Annotated in this window: 12 protein-coding genes; 5 read left to right on the forward strand and 7 right to left on the reverse strand. The window is 62.3% G+C overall.

Annotated elements, in window-relative coordinates; translation table 11 throughout:
* Positions 1 to 37: 37 nt before the first annotated feature.
* Positions 38 to 421 (reverse strand): AtpZ/AtpI family protein, encoded by a 384-nt coding sequence (locus AC1RM7_RS19940; protein WP_006022882.1) that lies wholly within the window; start codon positions 419 to 421, stop codon positions 38 to 40.
* A gap of 280 nt (positions 422 to 701) precedes the next feature.
* Between AC1RM7_RS19940 and AC1RM7_RS19945 the strand changes: the two genes are divergently transcribed.
* On the forward strand, positions 702 to 1,325 hold the full coding sequence (locus AC1RM7_RS19945) for a 2-hydroxychromene-2-carboxylate isomerase (RefSeq protein ID WP_006022881.1): 624 nt from the start codon (positions 702 to 704) through the stop codon (positions 1,323 to 1,325).
* Between the two features lie 43 nt (positions 1,326 to 1,368).
* Complete coding sequence (locus AC1RM7_RS19950) at positions 1,369 to 1,872, forward strand: hypothetical protein (RefSeq protein ID WP_006022880.1); 504 nt, start codon at positions 1,369 to 1,371, stop codon at positions 1,870 to 1,872.
* Between the two features lie 105 nt (positions 1,873 to 1,977).
* Here the strand turns inward: AC1RM7_RS19950 and AC1RM7_RS19955 are convergent, their stop codons facing one another.
* A complete protein-coding gene (locus tag AC1RM7_RS19955) occupies positions 1,978 to 3,645 on the reverse strand; it encodes an MFS transporter (RefSeq protein ID WP_006022879.1) in 1,668 nt (555 codons plus the stop codon).
* A 292-nt stretch (positions 3,646 to 3,937) separates the two neighbouring features.
* On the opposite strand from AC1RM7_RS19955, the gene AC1RM7_RS19960 reads away from it, so the two are divergent.
* Together AC1RM7_RS19960 and AC1RM7_RS19965 are read left to right on the forward strand one after the other, a co-directional pair.
* On the forward strand, positions 3,938 to 4,612 hold the full coding sequence (locus tag AC1RM7_RS19960) for a response regulator (protein ID WP_024919693.1): 675 nt from the start codon (positions 3,938 to 3,940) through the stop codon (positions 4,610 to 4,612).
* Between the two features lie 48 nt (positions 4,613 to 4,660).
* Entirely contained in the window at positions 4,661 to 5,308 is a 648-nt protein-coding gene (locus tag AC1RM7_RS19965) for an HAD-IA family hydrolase (RefSeq protein WP_024919692.1), read from the forward strand.
* 6 nt (positions 5,309 to 5,314) lie between these two features.
* Here the strand turns inward: AC1RM7_RS19965 and AC1RM7_RS19970 are convergent, their stop codons facing one another.
* Complete coding sequence (locus AC1RM7_RS19970; RefSeq protein WP_006022876.1) at positions 5,315 to 8,821, reverse strand: PAS domain-containing hybrid sensor histidine kinase/response regulator; 3,507 nt, start codon at positions 8,819 to 8,821, stop codon at positions 5,315 to 5,317.
* A gap of 226 nt (positions 8,822 to 9,047) precedes the next feature.
* On the opposite strand from AC1RM7_RS19970, the gene AC1RM7_RS19975 reads away from it, so the two are divergent.
* A complete protein-coding gene (locus AC1RM7_RS19975) occupies positions 9,048 to 9,707 on the forward strand; it encodes a response regulator transcription factor (RefSeq protein WP_024919691.1) in 660 nt (219 codons plus the stop codon).
* 13 nt (positions 9,708 to 9,720) lie between these two features.
* Here the strand turns inward: AC1RM7_RS19975 and hemA are convergent, their stop codons facing one another.
* The 4 genes from hemA to AC1RM7_RS19995 form a co-directional block, all read right to left on the reverse strand.
* Entirely contained in the window at positions 9,721 to 10,947 is a 1,227-nt protein-coding gene (gene hemA / locus AC1RM7_RS19980; RefSeq protein ID WP_024919690.1) for a 5-aminolevulinate synthase, read from the reverse strand.
* Positions 10,948 to 11,138: 191 nt separating this feature from the next.
* A complete protein-coding gene (locus AC1RM7_RS19985) occupies positions 11,139 to 12,203 on the reverse strand; it encodes an MBL fold metallo-hydrolase (RefSeq protein WP_024919689.1) in 1,065 nt (354 codons plus the stop codon).
* A gap of 144 nt (positions 12,204 to 12,347) precedes the next feature.
* On the reverse strand, positions 12,348 to 13,427 hold the full coding sequence (gene bioB / locus AC1RM7_RS19990) for a biotin synthase BioB (protein WP_081758575.1): 1,080 nt from the start codon (positions 13,425 to 13,427) through the stop codon (positions 12,348 to 12,350).
* Between the two features lie 191 nt (positions 13,428 to 13,618).
* Positions 13,619 to 15,766: a methyl-accepting chemotaxis protein gene (locus tag AC1RM7_RS19995; protein WP_006022871.1), complete on the reverse strand. Its 2,148-nt coding sequence runs from the start codon at positions 15,764 to 15,766 to the stop codon at positions 13,619 to 13,621.
* Positions 15,767 to 15,836 lie beyond the last annotated feature (70 nt).

The raw sequence follows: 15,836 nt of genomic DNA on the forward strand, positions 1-15,836 counted from the left end.
TGGCTTGAAATTCCAAGAGCGATCCCGGTGGATCCTGTCAGGAGCGATCCGACGCATCGCTGTTTGCGACGCCGGCTGCCCGCATCACGTTGATCACGCCGGCGGTGAAGCCAAGCAGAAAAAACACGATCAGACCCCAAGGGGACGTCGAAAAAAGACGATCGATGCCCCAGCCGATGACCGCTCCGACAAGGACGCCTGCAATCAATTCGGAGGAGAGGCGAAAACCCCGTGCCATCGCGGACGCGTTGGCGGAGGCTGCCCCACTTCCTGACTGATCTGTCTGGTTTTTGCGGTTATTCCGGACTTCGGAAAGCCGATGTTTCAGACGGTCGAGCCTTGCGGAGAGCGCAGCTTCGTCGGCAGGCGGTTTGTTTCGTTCCCCTTCGCCGCGACCGTTGCTGTGCGTGCCGTTCGCCATTGCTGTCGACACCCCATGCCCCGTCGCGCGATTTCAGAGAAAAACGCCCCGCCACCCACGGAAACCGCGCGGACCATACTGACGGCATACGGTCAAGTCAAGATTGCCTGATTGACATGTATCGCTTTGAAATAACTTATGAAATCGGAGAAAAAATCAGATCGCTGCGCGCACTCGCCGCACTGCGATAAATGAAATGCGCAATCGTGTGTTTGTCGGCATGGTTTTACTTGTTGTGATATGACCGGAGCTTGCCGAAATCATGCAGCCGGGAGGGCCGATGGCGCGCCAGATTGACTACTATTTTTCCATCCAGTCGCCATGGGCTTACATCGGGCATGCGCTGTTTCAGGACCTCGCGGCCGCGCACCAATTGAAGGTCGACTACAAGCCGGTTCTGCTGATCAACGTGTTCTCCGAAACGGGAGGCTTGCCGCTGGCGAAGCGTCATCCGGCGCGGCAGCGCTATCGCATGATGGAATTGCAGCGCTGGCGCGACAAGCGCGGCCTCAAGTTCAACCTCAAGCCGCAGTTTTTTCCGGGCGATCCGCGGCTGGCCGATGGTGTCGCTGTGGCTGCAACGGTTGCCGGACTAAACCCCGAGCCGTTTATGCGCCGCGCCTTCGCCGGCCTCTGGGAGCAGGAACTCAATCTCGCGGACCCCGCGACCGTGACGAAGCTGGCCGATGAATCAGGGTTGCCGGGCGAGAAGCTTGTCGCGCAGGCGGCCTCCGACGAGATCAGTGCGGCCTATGAGCAGAACCGTCAGGATGCGATTGCGGCGGGCGTGTTTGGATCGCCCTGCTGGGTGCTCGATGGCGAGGTTTTCTGGGGCCAGGACAGGATCGAATTGCTGGCCGATGCGTTGAAATCCGGTCGCAAGGCCTACACTTCAGACGTCTGAGGACGAAACGACAGACTGCGGGTGTGTCGCGATGAGGGAGCCCATGCGTCCAGATGTCAGGTTTGCCGTAATGGCATTGGCGGTGACGGTGATGCTCGCTCCCGAGGCGCGCGCCCAGGCCGCGCCCGAGACCGAGAACGGACGGTTCACGCTGTCGCCTGTGACAGACGGATTCCTGCGGCTCGATACCCGCAACGGCGTGGTGTCGATCTGCACCAACAAGAGCGGCTGGACCTGCCGGCTGGTGCCGGACGAGCGTGCCGCACTCGATACCGAGATCGGCCGGCTTCAGGCCGACAACAAGAAGCTGCGCGACCAACTGGCCCAGCGCGACACGGTCACCGGGAAGACCGACGCGCCGCTGGCCAAGGAAGATTCGAAGAAGAGCGCACAGGCTGCGCCCGACGGCAAGGCATCGCCCGACGGAAAGATCGAACTGCAATTGCCGCCGGAGCACGAAAAGCTGATGGCGCTGATCGAGCGGGTCTGGGAGCGGTTGATCGATATGGCGAACCGCATGCAGAAGAAACTGTCAGAGAAAATCTGAAATTCCAGAATCCTGAAATCCAATGTCGCAAAAAAAAGGCCGCGGATTGCTCCGCGGCCGTTGTGTTTGAAAGGTCAGGCGGAGCAGCCGCCTGACCTTCAATCGTTACTTGCTGATATCGACGTCCTTGGTTTCCGGCAGGAAGAAGAAGCCGATCACCACGGTGATCAAGGCGAAGATCACCGGATACCAGAGACCTGCGTAGATATCGCCGGTCGATGCCACGATCGCGAAAGACGTCGCGGGCAACAGACCGCCGAACCAGCCGTTGCCGATATGGTAGGGCAGCGACATCGAGGTGTAGCGGATCTTGGTCGGGAACAGTTCGACCAGCATCGCGGCGATCGGGCCGTACACCATGGTGACGTAGATCACGAGGACGAACAGCAGTCCGATGATCGCGGCCACCTGCGGTTTGAAGATATCGAACGGGTTCGACATCTTCACGATCGTCGTATTGGCAGCGCCGGGCTTCGGATAACCGGCTGCCTGGAGGGCAGCGGTCGCGCCAGCGTTCGATGCTGCCGGCGTGGTGTAAGGCACGTCGGTTCCGTTGATCTTGATCAGCACAGGCGAGCCAGGCGCGCCGGCGACGGTGTCATACTTGACCGAGGACTTCGCCAGGAAGTCACGGGCAAGGTCGCAAGGCGCGGTGAACACGCGGGTGCCGACCGGGTTGAACAAGTCGCCGCAGGCCTTCGGATCGGCAACGACCGAGACCTTCACCGTCTCGATGGCCTTTTCCAGCGCCGGGTTGGCGTTGCTGGAGATCATGCGGAAGATCGGGAAGAAGGTCAGCGCCGCGATCAGGCAGCCTGCGAGGATGATGGGCTTGCGGCCGATCTTGTCCGACAGTGCGCCGAACACGATGAAGAAGCCGGTACCTAGCAGCAGCGACCACGCGATCAGGAGGTTCGCGGTGTAGCCGTCGACCTTCAGGATCGATTGCAGGAAGAACAGTGCGTAGAACTGGCCCGTGTACCAGACCACGCCCTGGCCCATCACGCCGCCGAGCAGCGCGATCAGCACGAGCTTGGCGTTGCTCCAGTTGCCGAAGGCTTCGGTCAAAGGTGCTTTCGAGCCCTTGCCTTCATCCTTCATCTTCTGGAACACCGGCGATTCATTCAGCTTGAGCCGGATGATGACGGAGACGCCGAGCAGAACGACCGAGAGCAGGAACGGAATGCGCCAGCCCCATGCCGCGAATTCGGCTTCACCGAGAATGGTGCGGGTGAAGAGAATGACCAGCAGCGACAGGAACAGGCCGAGTGTCGCGGTCGTCTGAATGAACGAGGTGTAGTAGCCGCGCTTGCCGGGAGGCGAATGCTCCGCGACGTAAGTCGCAGCACCGCCGTACTCGCCGCCGAGCGCGAGGCCCTGCAGCAGGCGCAGAATGATCAGGATGATCGGAGCCGCGATGCCGATGGTGGCAGCGTTCGGGAGCAGGCCGACGATGAAGGTCGACAGACCCATGATGAGGATCGTGACGAGGAAGGTGTACTTGCGGCCGACGAGATCGCCGATCCGGCCGAACACAATGGCGCCGAACGGGCGCACCAGGAAGCCGGCGGCGAAAGCCAGCAGTGCGAAGATGTCACGGGTCGCCGGCGGATAGGCGCTGAAGAACTGCGCACCGATGATCGCGGCGAGCGATCCGTAAAGATAGAAGTCGTACCACTCGAAGACGGTGCCGAGCGACGATGCGAAGATGACGAAACGTTCGTCCTTCGTCATGCCGCCCGCTCGTGGCGAGGTCGTAGTCATTGTGGCCATTTCAAAGCTCCCCAAACGTGTTGCTGAAAAATTCGCTTCTGCGCGCCGCTCTTTCGCCGGCTGAAAAAGTGCGAGAAGTTCGCAATCAAGGTAACATCGGCGTGAAACTCAGCCCTATAAGACTTTCGGCCAGCCAAATTGGCGGGAGGGGACACCGTGCAGTGCACAATCGTTGCGATCGGAGACCGTGAGCTTGTTGTTTTTGTTCCCGGGTTGCATGACTGAACGGCACGGTAAACACTCGGAATCCAATATCGTTGTCGGGCATAATCAGCTATTGCATGCGGGATAAATGACCATCGTTACCAGCACACATCTCGTTGTCGCCGACGATCATCCGCTCTTTCGCGACGCCCTGCGACAAGCCGTCGCGACCGTCGTCGCGTCGGCGCGGGTCGATGAGGCGGGGTCGTTTGAGGAGTTAACGGCGCTGCTCGATCGCGAATCCGACGTCGATCTGATCCTGCTCGATCTGTCGATGCCGGGAATCAGCGGTTTCTCCGGGCTGATTTATCTGCGCGCACAATTCCCGGCGATCCCGGTCGTCATTGTGTCGGCCAGCGACGACGCCAGTACCATCCGCCGGTCGATGGACTTCGGCGCGTCCGGCTTCATACCCAAGCGCTTTGGCGTCGAGACCTTGCGCGAGGCGATCGGCAAGGTGATGAACGGCGACGTCTGGATTCCGGCCGATGTCGATCTCTCCGCCGCGGCTGATCCTGACATGACCAAATTGCGCGACCGGCTGGTGACGCTGACGCCGCAGCAGGTGCGGGTGCTGATGATGCTGTCGGAAGGCCTGCTCAACAAGCAGATCGCCTACGAGCTTGGGGTGTCGGAAGCCACCATCAAGGCGCATGTGTCCGCCATTCTGCAAAAGCTCGGCGTCGAAAGCCGGACCCAGGCCGTGATCGCCGCCGCCAAAATCGCGGGCGGAGAGTGGAAACAGGCCGACCCGGCGAAATAGTGCCGCAGGTGCCCGCGCGCGAAACGACTCCGGCAAAAGCGGTAGATCATGATTGAAGCAGTGATTTGGGATTTTGGCGGGGTGCTGACCACGTCGCCGTTCGAGGCTTTTGCGCGGTATGAAAAGGAACGCGGGCTTCCCGTCGATATTATCCGGCGGACAAACGCCGCGAACCACTTCGAGAATGCGTGGGCGAAATTCGAGCGCGCCGAGGTGGATCTTGCAACCTTCGATGAACTGTTTGCCGCCGAATCGCTCGCGCTCGGCGCCGAGGTGCGGGGACGCGATGTCGTGCCGCTGCTGTCGGGCGATCCGCGTCCGGAAATGGTCGAGGCGCTCCGCCGGGTGAAGCAGCATTTCAAGACCGGCTGCATCACCAACAATCTTCCTGCGAACGCCATGGGCAGCTCGGGCGGCCGTGCGCTCTATGTCGCGGAAACCATGGCGCTGTTCGATCATGTCATCGAGTCGGCGAAGATCGGCCTGCGCAAACCCGATCCGCGTATCTATCAAATGATGGTCGCGGCGCTGGACGTCGATCCGAAGAAGTGCGTCTATCTCGACGATCTCGGCGTCAACCTGAAGCCGGCGCGGGAAATGGGCATGACCACCATCAAGGTGATCGACGCTCCGCAGGCGATCCGGGACCTTGAAGCCGCAACCGGCCTCGCGCTTAGCGATCTCGTGCGGGCGTGAGCCGGTTTATTCGGCAGCGACCATCTGCTGTGCGCGCCATTGCGCGAGCAGCGCGCGAAGCGCTGCCGGCTTGACCGGCTTGTTGAGCACGACGATTCCATCCTCGCGCGCGGCGTCGCGCACGTGCGGGCTGCGGTCCGCGGTAATCAGAATGGCTGGAATTCCATCGCCGAATCGCTGGCGGATGTCGCGGATCGCCGCGATGCCGTTGCCGCGATCGAGATGATAATCGACCAGCAATCCGGTCACGCGCTCATTGGTCGCGGCAATGGCCTCCGCTGCGGTGACCGGATCGACCGCGGCGATCACCTTGGCATCCCAGCCTGTCAGCAGCGTTTTCATGCCGTCGAGGATGGCGCGGTCGTTCTCGATACAAACGATGAGGGTGCCGCTCATCGGCGCCTTGGACGAGATACTGGTGCCGGACATGGTCGCCGTATGGGTGGCGGTCTTCGCAATCGGCATCGTGACGGAGAACCGCGACCCGCCACTGCGGTTCGAGTCCACCACGATCCGGTGATTCAGAACCCGCGCCAGCCGCTCGACAATCGACAGGCCGAGCCCCAATCCGCGCGCGATCCGGGCGCCCTGATCGAGGCGGTGAAACTCCTTGAAGATCTCGGCGCGCTTCTGAACCGGAATGCCGAGGCCGGTATCGTAGATTCCGATCTCGAGCGATTTGCCCCGCCGGCGGCATCCGACCAGAACCCGGCCCTTGGGCGTGTACTTGATGGCGTTCGAGATCAGGTTTTGCAGCAGCCGCCGCAGCAGCACGCGGTCGGAGGAAACCGCCAGCGAGCAGGGCATGAAAGTAAGCTTCAGCTTTCGTGCCTTCGCGATCGGTGTGAACTCCACTTCCAGTGATCGCATCAGATCGCTCATGCGGAAGCTGGAGATCGACGGCGTCATGGCGCCGGAGTCGAGCCGCGAGATGTCGAGCAGCGCACCCAAAATTTCCTCGATAGCTTCCAGCGAGTCGTCGATGTTGCCGACAAGGCGGGCGTCCTCGCCGCCGTCCTGCCGTTCGACAAGGCTGGTGACATACAGTCGCGCCGCATTGAGCGGCTGGAGAATGTCGTGGCTGGCCGCGGCAAGGAAGCGCGTCTTGGAAATATTGGCTTCCTCGGCGGTGCTCTTGGCCCGCGCCAGTTCGCTGTTGAGCCGTGTCAGTTCCTCGGTGCGTTCGCGGACGCGTTTTTCCAGCGTCGCGTTGGCGCGCTCCAGCGCTTCCGCTGCTTCAAAGCTCGGCGTGATGTCGGAGAAGGTGATCACCAGCGCGCCGCCCGGCATCCGGTTGGCGCGAACCTCCACAACCATGTTGCGATCGGTCAGCCGCTCCAGATAGGGCTCGCCCTCGGTGGTGTAGGCGGCGAGCCGTCGTTGCAGCATGGCGGGATCGGCATTTGCGTCCTGTCCGTTGCTGCCGATGAATTCCAGAATCTCGGCCAGCGGAATGCCGATTTGAGAATACTGCGCAGGCAGGTCGAGAATCTCGCCGAACTGCTGGTTCGACGTGATGAGCTGCAATTCCGGATTGAACACCGCGATGCCCTGGCGGACGTGGTTGAGCGCGGTCTGCAACATCTCGCGATTGAAATGCAGGGCGGTGTGCGCGTCGTCGAGCAGTTTCAGCGCGGCCTTGGCGGACACCGCGCGCTTGCGCAGCAGGAGTGACAGCACAAGCCGCGACGACGCCGCGCCGATCGATGACGCGATCAGGTGTTCGGCATGGCGCAGCAGGCGGAAATCCGCAGGCGCCGCACGATCGATGTTGACGTGGTGGCTGACGGCGAAGGTTTCGAACGACTGCTGCGCGCGTTCCGGGCCGAGATACTGGGCGACCGTGGTGAGCAGATCCTGCACCGTCACCGTCGTGCGCCAGCGCCTGAAATTCGGCGCGATCGGCGCCAGTTCGTTCGGCACGAACAGATCGGCCTGCACCCGCTCGATCGATGTCGGCTGGCGTAGCAGCGACAGCACGATATAGGTCAGAAGGTTGAGCGACAGGCTCCAGAACACGCCATGGATCAGCGGGGCCATCTCGGTGCCGAGCAACGCGCGGGGACGCAGCGCCGCGATGCCGAACAGGCCTTCATTCAGCCAGATCACGCCGCGCGGATCGACGTCGGCGAAGCTTGGCAGGAACAGCGTATAGGCCCACACCGCAAAGCCGATCATCATGCCGCCCATCGCGCCGCGCGCTGTGGCGCGGCGCCAGAACAGTCCGCCGAAAAACGCCGGCGCCAGCTGGGCGACGGCTGCGAACGAGAGCAGGCCGATGGCGGCGAGCTGCGCGTTGCCGAGCGCGTGGTAGTAGAGATACGCCATCGCCATGATGGCGAAGATCGCGACGCGGCGCACCTTGAGCAGAAAACCGCCGAAGTTCGCCTTCCCCGCCTGCGCGGCAGGCCGCCGTTTCAACACCAGCGGCACCACGATGTCGTTCGACACCATGATCGCGAGCGCCACGCATTCCACGATCACCATCGCGGTAGCCGCGGACAGGCCGCCGATAAACACGATCACGCTGAGCCATGTGACGCCTGCCTGAATCGGCAGCGCCAGCACGTACATGTCGCTGTCCGATGCGCCGAACGGGAAGGTGACAAGGCCGGCAATGGCGATCGGGATCACGAACAGGTTGATGGCGATCAGATAGAGCGGAAACAGCCAGCGTGCGCGGCGAACCTCGGCCTCGGTGGAGTTCTCGACGACGCTGACGTGAAATTGCCGCGGCAGCAGCATGATCGCCAGAAACGACAGCAGCGTCATGGCGGCGAAGTTGCCGATCGACGGCGCGGTCTCGATGGCACGCACCGCCTCCGGCGTCTTCATGGCGCGCTCCCACAGATCGGCCGGCCCGAACATGACGAAGGTCACGAACACGCCTGCTGCGATGAAGGCCACCAGCTTGACCAGCGATTCTGTCGCAACCGCCAGCATCAGGCCGTGCTGGTGTTCGGTGGCGTCGGTCTGACGCGTGCCGAACAGCACGGCGAAGGCGGCGAGCGTAACCGTGACGATGAAGGCGATGTCGCCGATATAGGGAATGCTGGAAACGTCCTGATCCTGATTGAGGATCGTTTCCAGTGACGACGCGACAGCCTTCAATTGCAGCGCGATGTAGGGAACCGAGCCGATGATGGCGATGCCGGCGGCGGTGGCGGCCACAGCCTGGCTCTTGCCGTAGCGCGCGGCGATGAAGTCCGCGATCGAGGTGATGTTCTGCGACTTCGCGAGCTGGATGACGCGCATCAGGAGCGGCGTGCAGAACGCGATCATCAGGATCGGGCCGACATAGATCGCGAGAAATTCGACGCTGGTGCGGGTCGCGAGTCCAACCGAGCCGAAGAATGTCCAGGACGTGCAGTAGATCGCCAGCGACAGCGGATAGATGATCGTGCCGAGGCGGCCGCGCTGAACCTGCGTCAGCCGCTCGCCGTAGCTCGCGACGACGAACAGCAGGCCGATGTAGCCGAAAGCGGCTGCGATCACGCCCCAGTCATGCAGCATCGAGTTGATCCCTGTCGTCAGGGCACGATCCTCTCCGAAAACCGGTTCCCGCTTTTCGGGACCGCGCCTTGGCCAACGCCCGGTGCGACCTTAACCCGGTCCGCTGTCGCACGCATCCGGAGTGAGATGATGTCCGCTGAACGAACAAAAATATTGGCGCGGGTGGTCGAATCAGGTACTACACGTAATGGTTGTATTACCAATGTAACGCACTCAGGGGCGGATCATGGGCCAGATGCTACCTATTTGGGATGCTCCAATCGCCGTCGTTGACGACGACGCTTCAGTCCGCGACGCGCTATCGCTGTTGCTGAAAATCGAGGGCTTCGCCCCGGAGGCTTTTGCAGACGGGGAGTCGTTTCTTGGATGGCTCCAATCGTCCACGCCGTGTTGCGTCATCCTCGATCTTCAGCTTCCCGGCCGCTCCGGTCTCGCGGTGCTGAGGCAGCTTTCCGACATCCATTTTGCGCCGCCGGTCTTTGTGATCTCCGGCCAATCCGATGTCGCGATGGCGGTGGAAGCCATGAAGCTCGGTGCGCTGGATTTTCTTGAGAAACCGTTTTCCGCCGGCGCCATGATCGAGCGCGTTCGCGAGGCCGCTCTGTTTTATCGCCGGTCGGCCACCGGGCACATTGACGGTCTCGCCGATTTTCCGGGGATCGAGCTTCTCACCCGGCGCGAGCGGGATGTGCTGGGGCAGGTCGCCCACGGCGCATCGAACAAGGAGGCGGGACGGCGGCTCGGCATCAGCCCGCGCACCATCGAGGTTCACCGCGCGCGCATCATGGACAAGCTGGGTGCACGCAATGCCGCCGACCTGATGCGGATCGTATTATCGAATGCACCGGCACCGGCAATGGCACGGCAATTCGTCAGAGCCGTTTGATTCAGCAGCTGAGTTATTCAGCTGCCATGGGCTTGGCGTACAGCGGCAGTTCGAGCTGCTCCCAGACCTGAACCAGCGCTTCCGCGAGGCCATCGATCAGCGCATCATCGTGATACGGCGACGGCGTGATGCGAAGACGCTCCGTGCCCTTGGGCACTGTGGGATAGTTGATCGGCTGAATGTAGATGCCGTGCTCTTCGAGCAGGAGATCGCAGGCCTTCTTGCAGCGTTCCGGATCGCCCACGAACAGCGGCACGATGTGGGTATCGCTCGACATCACCGGCAGACCGGCCGCGGTGAGAATGGCTTTCACCCGCGCAGCGCGGTCCTGATGGCGCTCACGCTCCCAGCTCGATGATTTCAGGTGCCTGATCGCAGCGGTCGCGGCCGCGCAGATCGCGGGCGGAAGCGCTGTGGTGAAAATGAAGCCCGGCGCATAGGAGCGGACCGCATCGACCACCTTGGCGCTGCCGGCGATGTAACCGCCGAGGCAGCCGAACGCCTTGGCCAGCGTGCCTTCGAGAATATCGATCCGGTGCATCACGCCATCGCGCTCGGCGATACCGCCGCCGCGCGGACCATACATGCCGACCGCATGAACCTCGTCGACATAGGTCATCGCGCCATAGCGCTCGGCGAGATCGCAGATCTTCGCCAGCGGCGCGACGTCGCCGTCCATCGAGTAGAGGCTTTCGCACACGATCAGCGTCGGGCGGCCTGGATGCGCGCGCAGCAACTCTTCGAGATGCGCAGCATCGTTATGGCGGAACACGAGGTATTCGGTGCCCGACTGGCGAATGCCCTCGATCATCGAATTATGGTTCAGCGCGTCCGAGAGGATCAGGCAGTTCGGAATCAGCTTCGCGAGCGTCGCGATGCCGGTCTGGTTGGAAACGTAGCCCGAGGTGAAGACCAGCGCCGCTTCCTTGCCATGCAGATCGGCGAGCTCCTGCTCAAGCTGGATCAGCGAATGGTTGTTGCCGGCGATGTTGCGCGTGCCGCCTGCGCCAGTCCCGGTGCGGGTGGCGGTCTCGACCATCGCGCCCACCACCTTGGGATGCTGACCCATGCCGAGATAGTCATTCGAGCACCACATCACGACGTTGCGCTGGCCCTTGGGCGAGTGCCACACCGCGTGCGGGTAACGGCCGGCGATGCGTTCCAGATCCGCGAAAACGCGGTAACGCCGCTCGTTATGGAGGCGGCCGAGGGCATCGTCGAAGAACTTGTTGTAATCCATCACAAAAACCCTGGATGGGGACCCGGATTACGGCAGCCGGCCCAGGGATTTACCGAGGGGTCTTCTGTCGCGCGCAGGGTCTTTTTAGAGCTTTTCCAGGTTTAGTGTCGAGGCTGTTTTTGCGGTTCTTCCATGCGGCTGGCGCGGAGTTGATCGAGATCAATCCCGCCAGTCAGCGTGCGGTACCGAGATCAGGCCGCGGTGAAGCGCAGCACGCCGTCCGCGCCGACACTGGATTTCAGCCGGCCGTGGGCGAGCATGTGATTGACATGCGCGATCAGTTCGCCGGCGGCAAAGCCGGTCTGATGGGCGTCGAGCACATGCTTGTGAAACACCACCGGCACGAGTTCAGCCGAGGTCTTCGGCGATGTGCGGCAGGCGTCGGCGATCAACTGGCAGCGCTCTTCGTGATGATCGGCCAGCTGCTTGATGCGGGTCTTCACGCCGTAAAACGGCACACCATGTCCCGGCAGCACCAGCACATCGTCCGGCAGCAGGCCGCTGAGTTCTGCAAGCGATGTGAGATATTCGCCGAGTGAATTCGCATCGGGCTCAACGGCCCACACGCTGACATTCGGCGAGATCTTGCTCAGCACCTGATCCGCCGACAGGAAGATATTGTCGGCCGCGCAATACAGCATCACCTGATCGAGCGCATGACCGCCGCCGGTGATGACCCTGAACTTTCGCGCCCCGATCGTGATCTCGTCGTTCTTCGACAGGCGGCTGTAGGAGGCCGGAAGTATCGACACCCGCGCGAGGTAGTCCATGCCCCGCCCCAGCAGCGCTTCGGTGATCTCTTCGTTCATACCGTGGCGCCGGAAGAACAGCCGCTGCGCCAATTTGCGCTCCGGCGAACCGCGATGCTGATGATACGCGGCTTGCAGGTATTCCACCTGCGACATGTGGAGCGGACAATTGAAACGCTCGACGATCCATCCCGCGAGACCGACGTGATCGGGATGCGCGTGGGTGACGATCAGCTTGGTGATCTTGAAACCCTTGAGCGGACCTTCGAACAGCGCCGTCCATGCGGCGATGGTGGCTTCGTTGCCGATGCCGGTGTCGACCATTGCCCAGCCGTCGCCGTCAGCGAGCAGATAGATGTTCACATGGTTGAGACGGAACGGCAGAGTCAGCCGGACCCACATCAAACCGGGCGCAACCTCGATTGCCTCGTCGGGTTTCGGCGGGGTTTCGAAGGGGTAGCGCAGGCCATCGGCGGCTGCGGGCAAGGTGGCGGTCCTGGTGTGCATCGTCTCGCAATCGTGTTTTTCAGGTCCGGCTTAACGCGGCAATCGGTGCTGCGCTAGTGTCCTGACCAGCCAAAACTCACGTTTTACGAGGCGTGCCGGCATGGTTGCCATGCAGGCAGCCATGCTTTGGCGTTTCAAACAGGGTCAGGACGCGGCCGCGCCGGACACCGTGGCCGCGGCTGGCTTCGCGTCCACATGCGTATGGTTGTGCGGCTTGGCGTCGTCGAGCTTCGACTTGATGCCTAGGCGATCGAGCAGATCGGCGTCGCGCACGGTCTGCGGGTTCTTCGTGGTCAGCAGCACATCGCCGATGAAGATCGAATTCGCGCCGGCGACGAAGCACAGCGCCTGCAATTCGTCGGTCATGTACTGACGGCCGGCCGACAGGCGAACGACGCTGCGCGGCATCATGATGCGCGCGACTGCGATCATGCGCACCAGCGCGATCGGATCGGGACGCTCGGCGGTGTCGTTGACCGGCACGCCCTTGACCTCGTTCCACATGTTGATCGGAACGCTCTCCGGGTGTTCGGGAAGATTCGCCAGCAGAGCCAGCATGCCGAGACGGTCATCGACCTGCTCGCCCATGCCGATGATGCCGCCGCAGCAGACCTTGAGGCCGGCTTCGCGCGCGGAGGCCAGCGTGTCGATGCGATCCTGCATCGTGCGGGTGGTGATGATCTTGCCGTAGAACTCCGGCGAGGTGTCGACGTTGTGGTTGTAGAAGTCGAGGCCGGCATCGTGCAGCCGCTTGGCCTGTGCGTCGGTCAGCATGCCGAGCGTGACGCAGGTTTCCATGCCGAGATCCTTCACGGCGCTGACCATGTCGCAGACCTTGTCGAGATCCTTGTCTTTCGGATTGCGCCACGCCGCCGCCATGCAGAAGCGTTCCGCGCCGGCTTCCTTGGCGCGCTTCGCGGTGGCCACGACATCGTCGTGATCCATCAGCTTCGATGCCTTGAGGCCGGTGTCGTATTTCGCGCTCTGCGAGCAGTAGCCGCAGTCCTCGGGGCAGCCGCCGGTCTTGATGCTGAGCAGGCTCGCGGTCTCGACGTGATTGGGATCGAAGTTGCGGCGGTGAATGCTCTGCGCCTGGAAGATCAGATCCGCGAAGGGGAGATCGTACAGCGCCTGCGCTTCGGCGCGGGTCCAGTCGTTGCGCGGCTCGATCAGCGCATCGCGCCCGACCGAAACTCCGCCTTTCACATCCGAACCCGGCACCATGCTCATGCGCTAACCCCTTGCGTGCGTAACCCAAAGTCTCGTTCTGGCGGACAGCACGGGATGCCCTGAGGCGACCGGCGTCCTTCATGTCCAGAGAGATTACCAAGGATCATGGGGGCCCAGAAGAGTCAATCTGGGCCCGGCCGCCGGGTGAAAGCAGCTATGCCTCACGGCATAGCGCATAAACGCAATTACGCCGCCCGGATGTTGAGCAGGAAGGCATCGACCTCGGCGCGCAGCGTATCGGCTTCGCGGCGAAGTTCGTTCGATGCATTCAGCACCTCGCCGGCTGCGGTTCCGGCCTCGCTCGAGGCGCGGCTCACGCCGACGATGTTGCTCGATACTTCCTGGGTGCCGCTCGCGGCGTGCTGGATGTTGCGTGCGATCTCGCGGGTCGCCGCACCCTGCTCCTCGACGGCCGCGGCGATCGCCGTGGTGACCTCGTTGATCTCGCCGATGGTCGAGCCGATGTTGCGGATGGCGCCGACCGCCGATGCCGTGACGTTCTGCATGCTGGCGATCTGGGTGCGGATTTCGTCGGTCGCCTTTGCGGTTTGCTCGGCGAGGCTTTTCACTTCAGACGCCACGACCGCGAAACCGCGCCCGGCTTCGCCGGCACGCGCGGCCTCGATGGTGGCGTTGAGCGCGAGCAGGTTGGTCTGCGATGCGATCTCCTGAATCAGGTCGACGACGCTGCTGATGCGGTTGGCGTTGTCGGCGAGACCCTGCATGGTCGTGTCGGTCTTGCCGGCCTCGGTCACCGCGTTGGCGGCGATCTTGGTCGAATTCGTGACCTGGCGGCTGATCTCCTGGATCGACGATGACAGTTCCTCGGTGCCGGCGGAAACCGTCTGCACGTTGACCGAGGTTTCTTCAGCCGCCGACGCAACGGTGTTCACCAGCGCGCTGGAATGCTCGGCAGATGTCGACATGCTCTCCGCCGTCGCCTGCATGACATTGGCGGAGGTCATCAGGCTGTCGAGCGCGGCGCGGACCTTGTCTTCGAAACTCACGATCTGCTTTTCGATGCGCGATGCACGTTCGGCCTTGGCGATACGGTCCTGGTCCTGTTCGCTGCTCAGCGTGCGCGAGCGGATCATGCTGTCGCGGAACACTTCGAGCGAGTCGGCCATCACGGCGATTTCGTCCTGCTGGCGGCCGCGCTTGACCTCGGCATTGAGATCGCCCTCGGACAGGCGGCGCATCACGTCCTGCAGGTTGCCGATGCGGCCAAGGATGTTGCGGCCGACATAGAGCCAGACGAACAGCGCCGATCCGATCAGCGTCAGCACGCCGAGCGCGAGCATGGTCGCCGTTCCCAGCGTGATCGTGTTGTTTGCCTTGGCGGCAGCGGCGTCCGTCGCGACCTGCACGTCATCGACCAGCCGCTTGATGCTCATTTCGAGGCCGCGGTTCAGCTTGCCGGTCTCTTCCAGAATCAGCCGGCCGTAATCGGCGGAATCCAGTTCCTTCTGGCGCAGCTTGAAAAGGCCGCTCTTCTTATTGCCGAACGCCATCATCTGCGTGACGGCGTCCTTCAGCTTGTCGCCGTCGCCGGTATGACCAAGCGCCTTGAGGGAAATCTCGATGCTGTCGTACGTGACCGAGAATGCATATTCCTGATCGCTGAGCGTCTCGGCGTTGTTGGCGTTTGCAGCGGCGCTGATGTTGCTCGCGGCGAAATTGATATCTGCCAGCAGGCTGGCCAGCATATCGACGCCGCGCATGGCCTTGATGGCTTCCTTCGGCTCTGCATTCGGATTCACCAAAGCCGAATTGACGGCGGCTTTTGCATCTTCGGCCGCACTGCTGATGATGGTGACGACGGCGCTATGGGCGGCGCGGGCGGCCTCGAACTTCTTGTTGTGCTCGGCGGCGAGATCCAGCCGCTCCTTTGCGGCCGCGCGCAGGCTGTTGATGGTGTCGTCGAGCATTTTGACGTTTTCTTCCAGCGCGGACACCACGCCCGGATCGGCCTTGAGAGTCTTGATCTCCTGAAGTTTGGCCAGCGCCGCGGCCTGGACCTCTTTCAGGCCCTGGGTGCGGGATTGAAGGGTGCTTTCATCGTCAGAAGCCAGCATCGCGGGACCGCGGGCGGCGAGACTCTGGCTCAACCCGGACAACTGGAGACTTGCTGTCAGACGAGGAATGTTCTGACTGCTCAGTTCGTTCATCATGCCGCCGAGTTGGCCAAGCAGCAGGCTCGCTCCCGCGCTGATTGCGATCGCCATGCCGGCGATGACCGCGAAGGCCAGGAAGAGACTTCCCCGGACGCCAACCTTCACGTTCGGCAGTTTGAAACGAAACAGATTTTTTCCGACCTTGAACCGCAAAGCCATAACCCCGAATCCCCCGATTCCCCGTGAAAGCACGTGCGGGCGGAGTATCGTGATGCCTGGTTAAAAATTT

The sequence above is a fragment of the Afipia sp. GW822-FHT03D08 genome, from assembly GCF_058801645.1.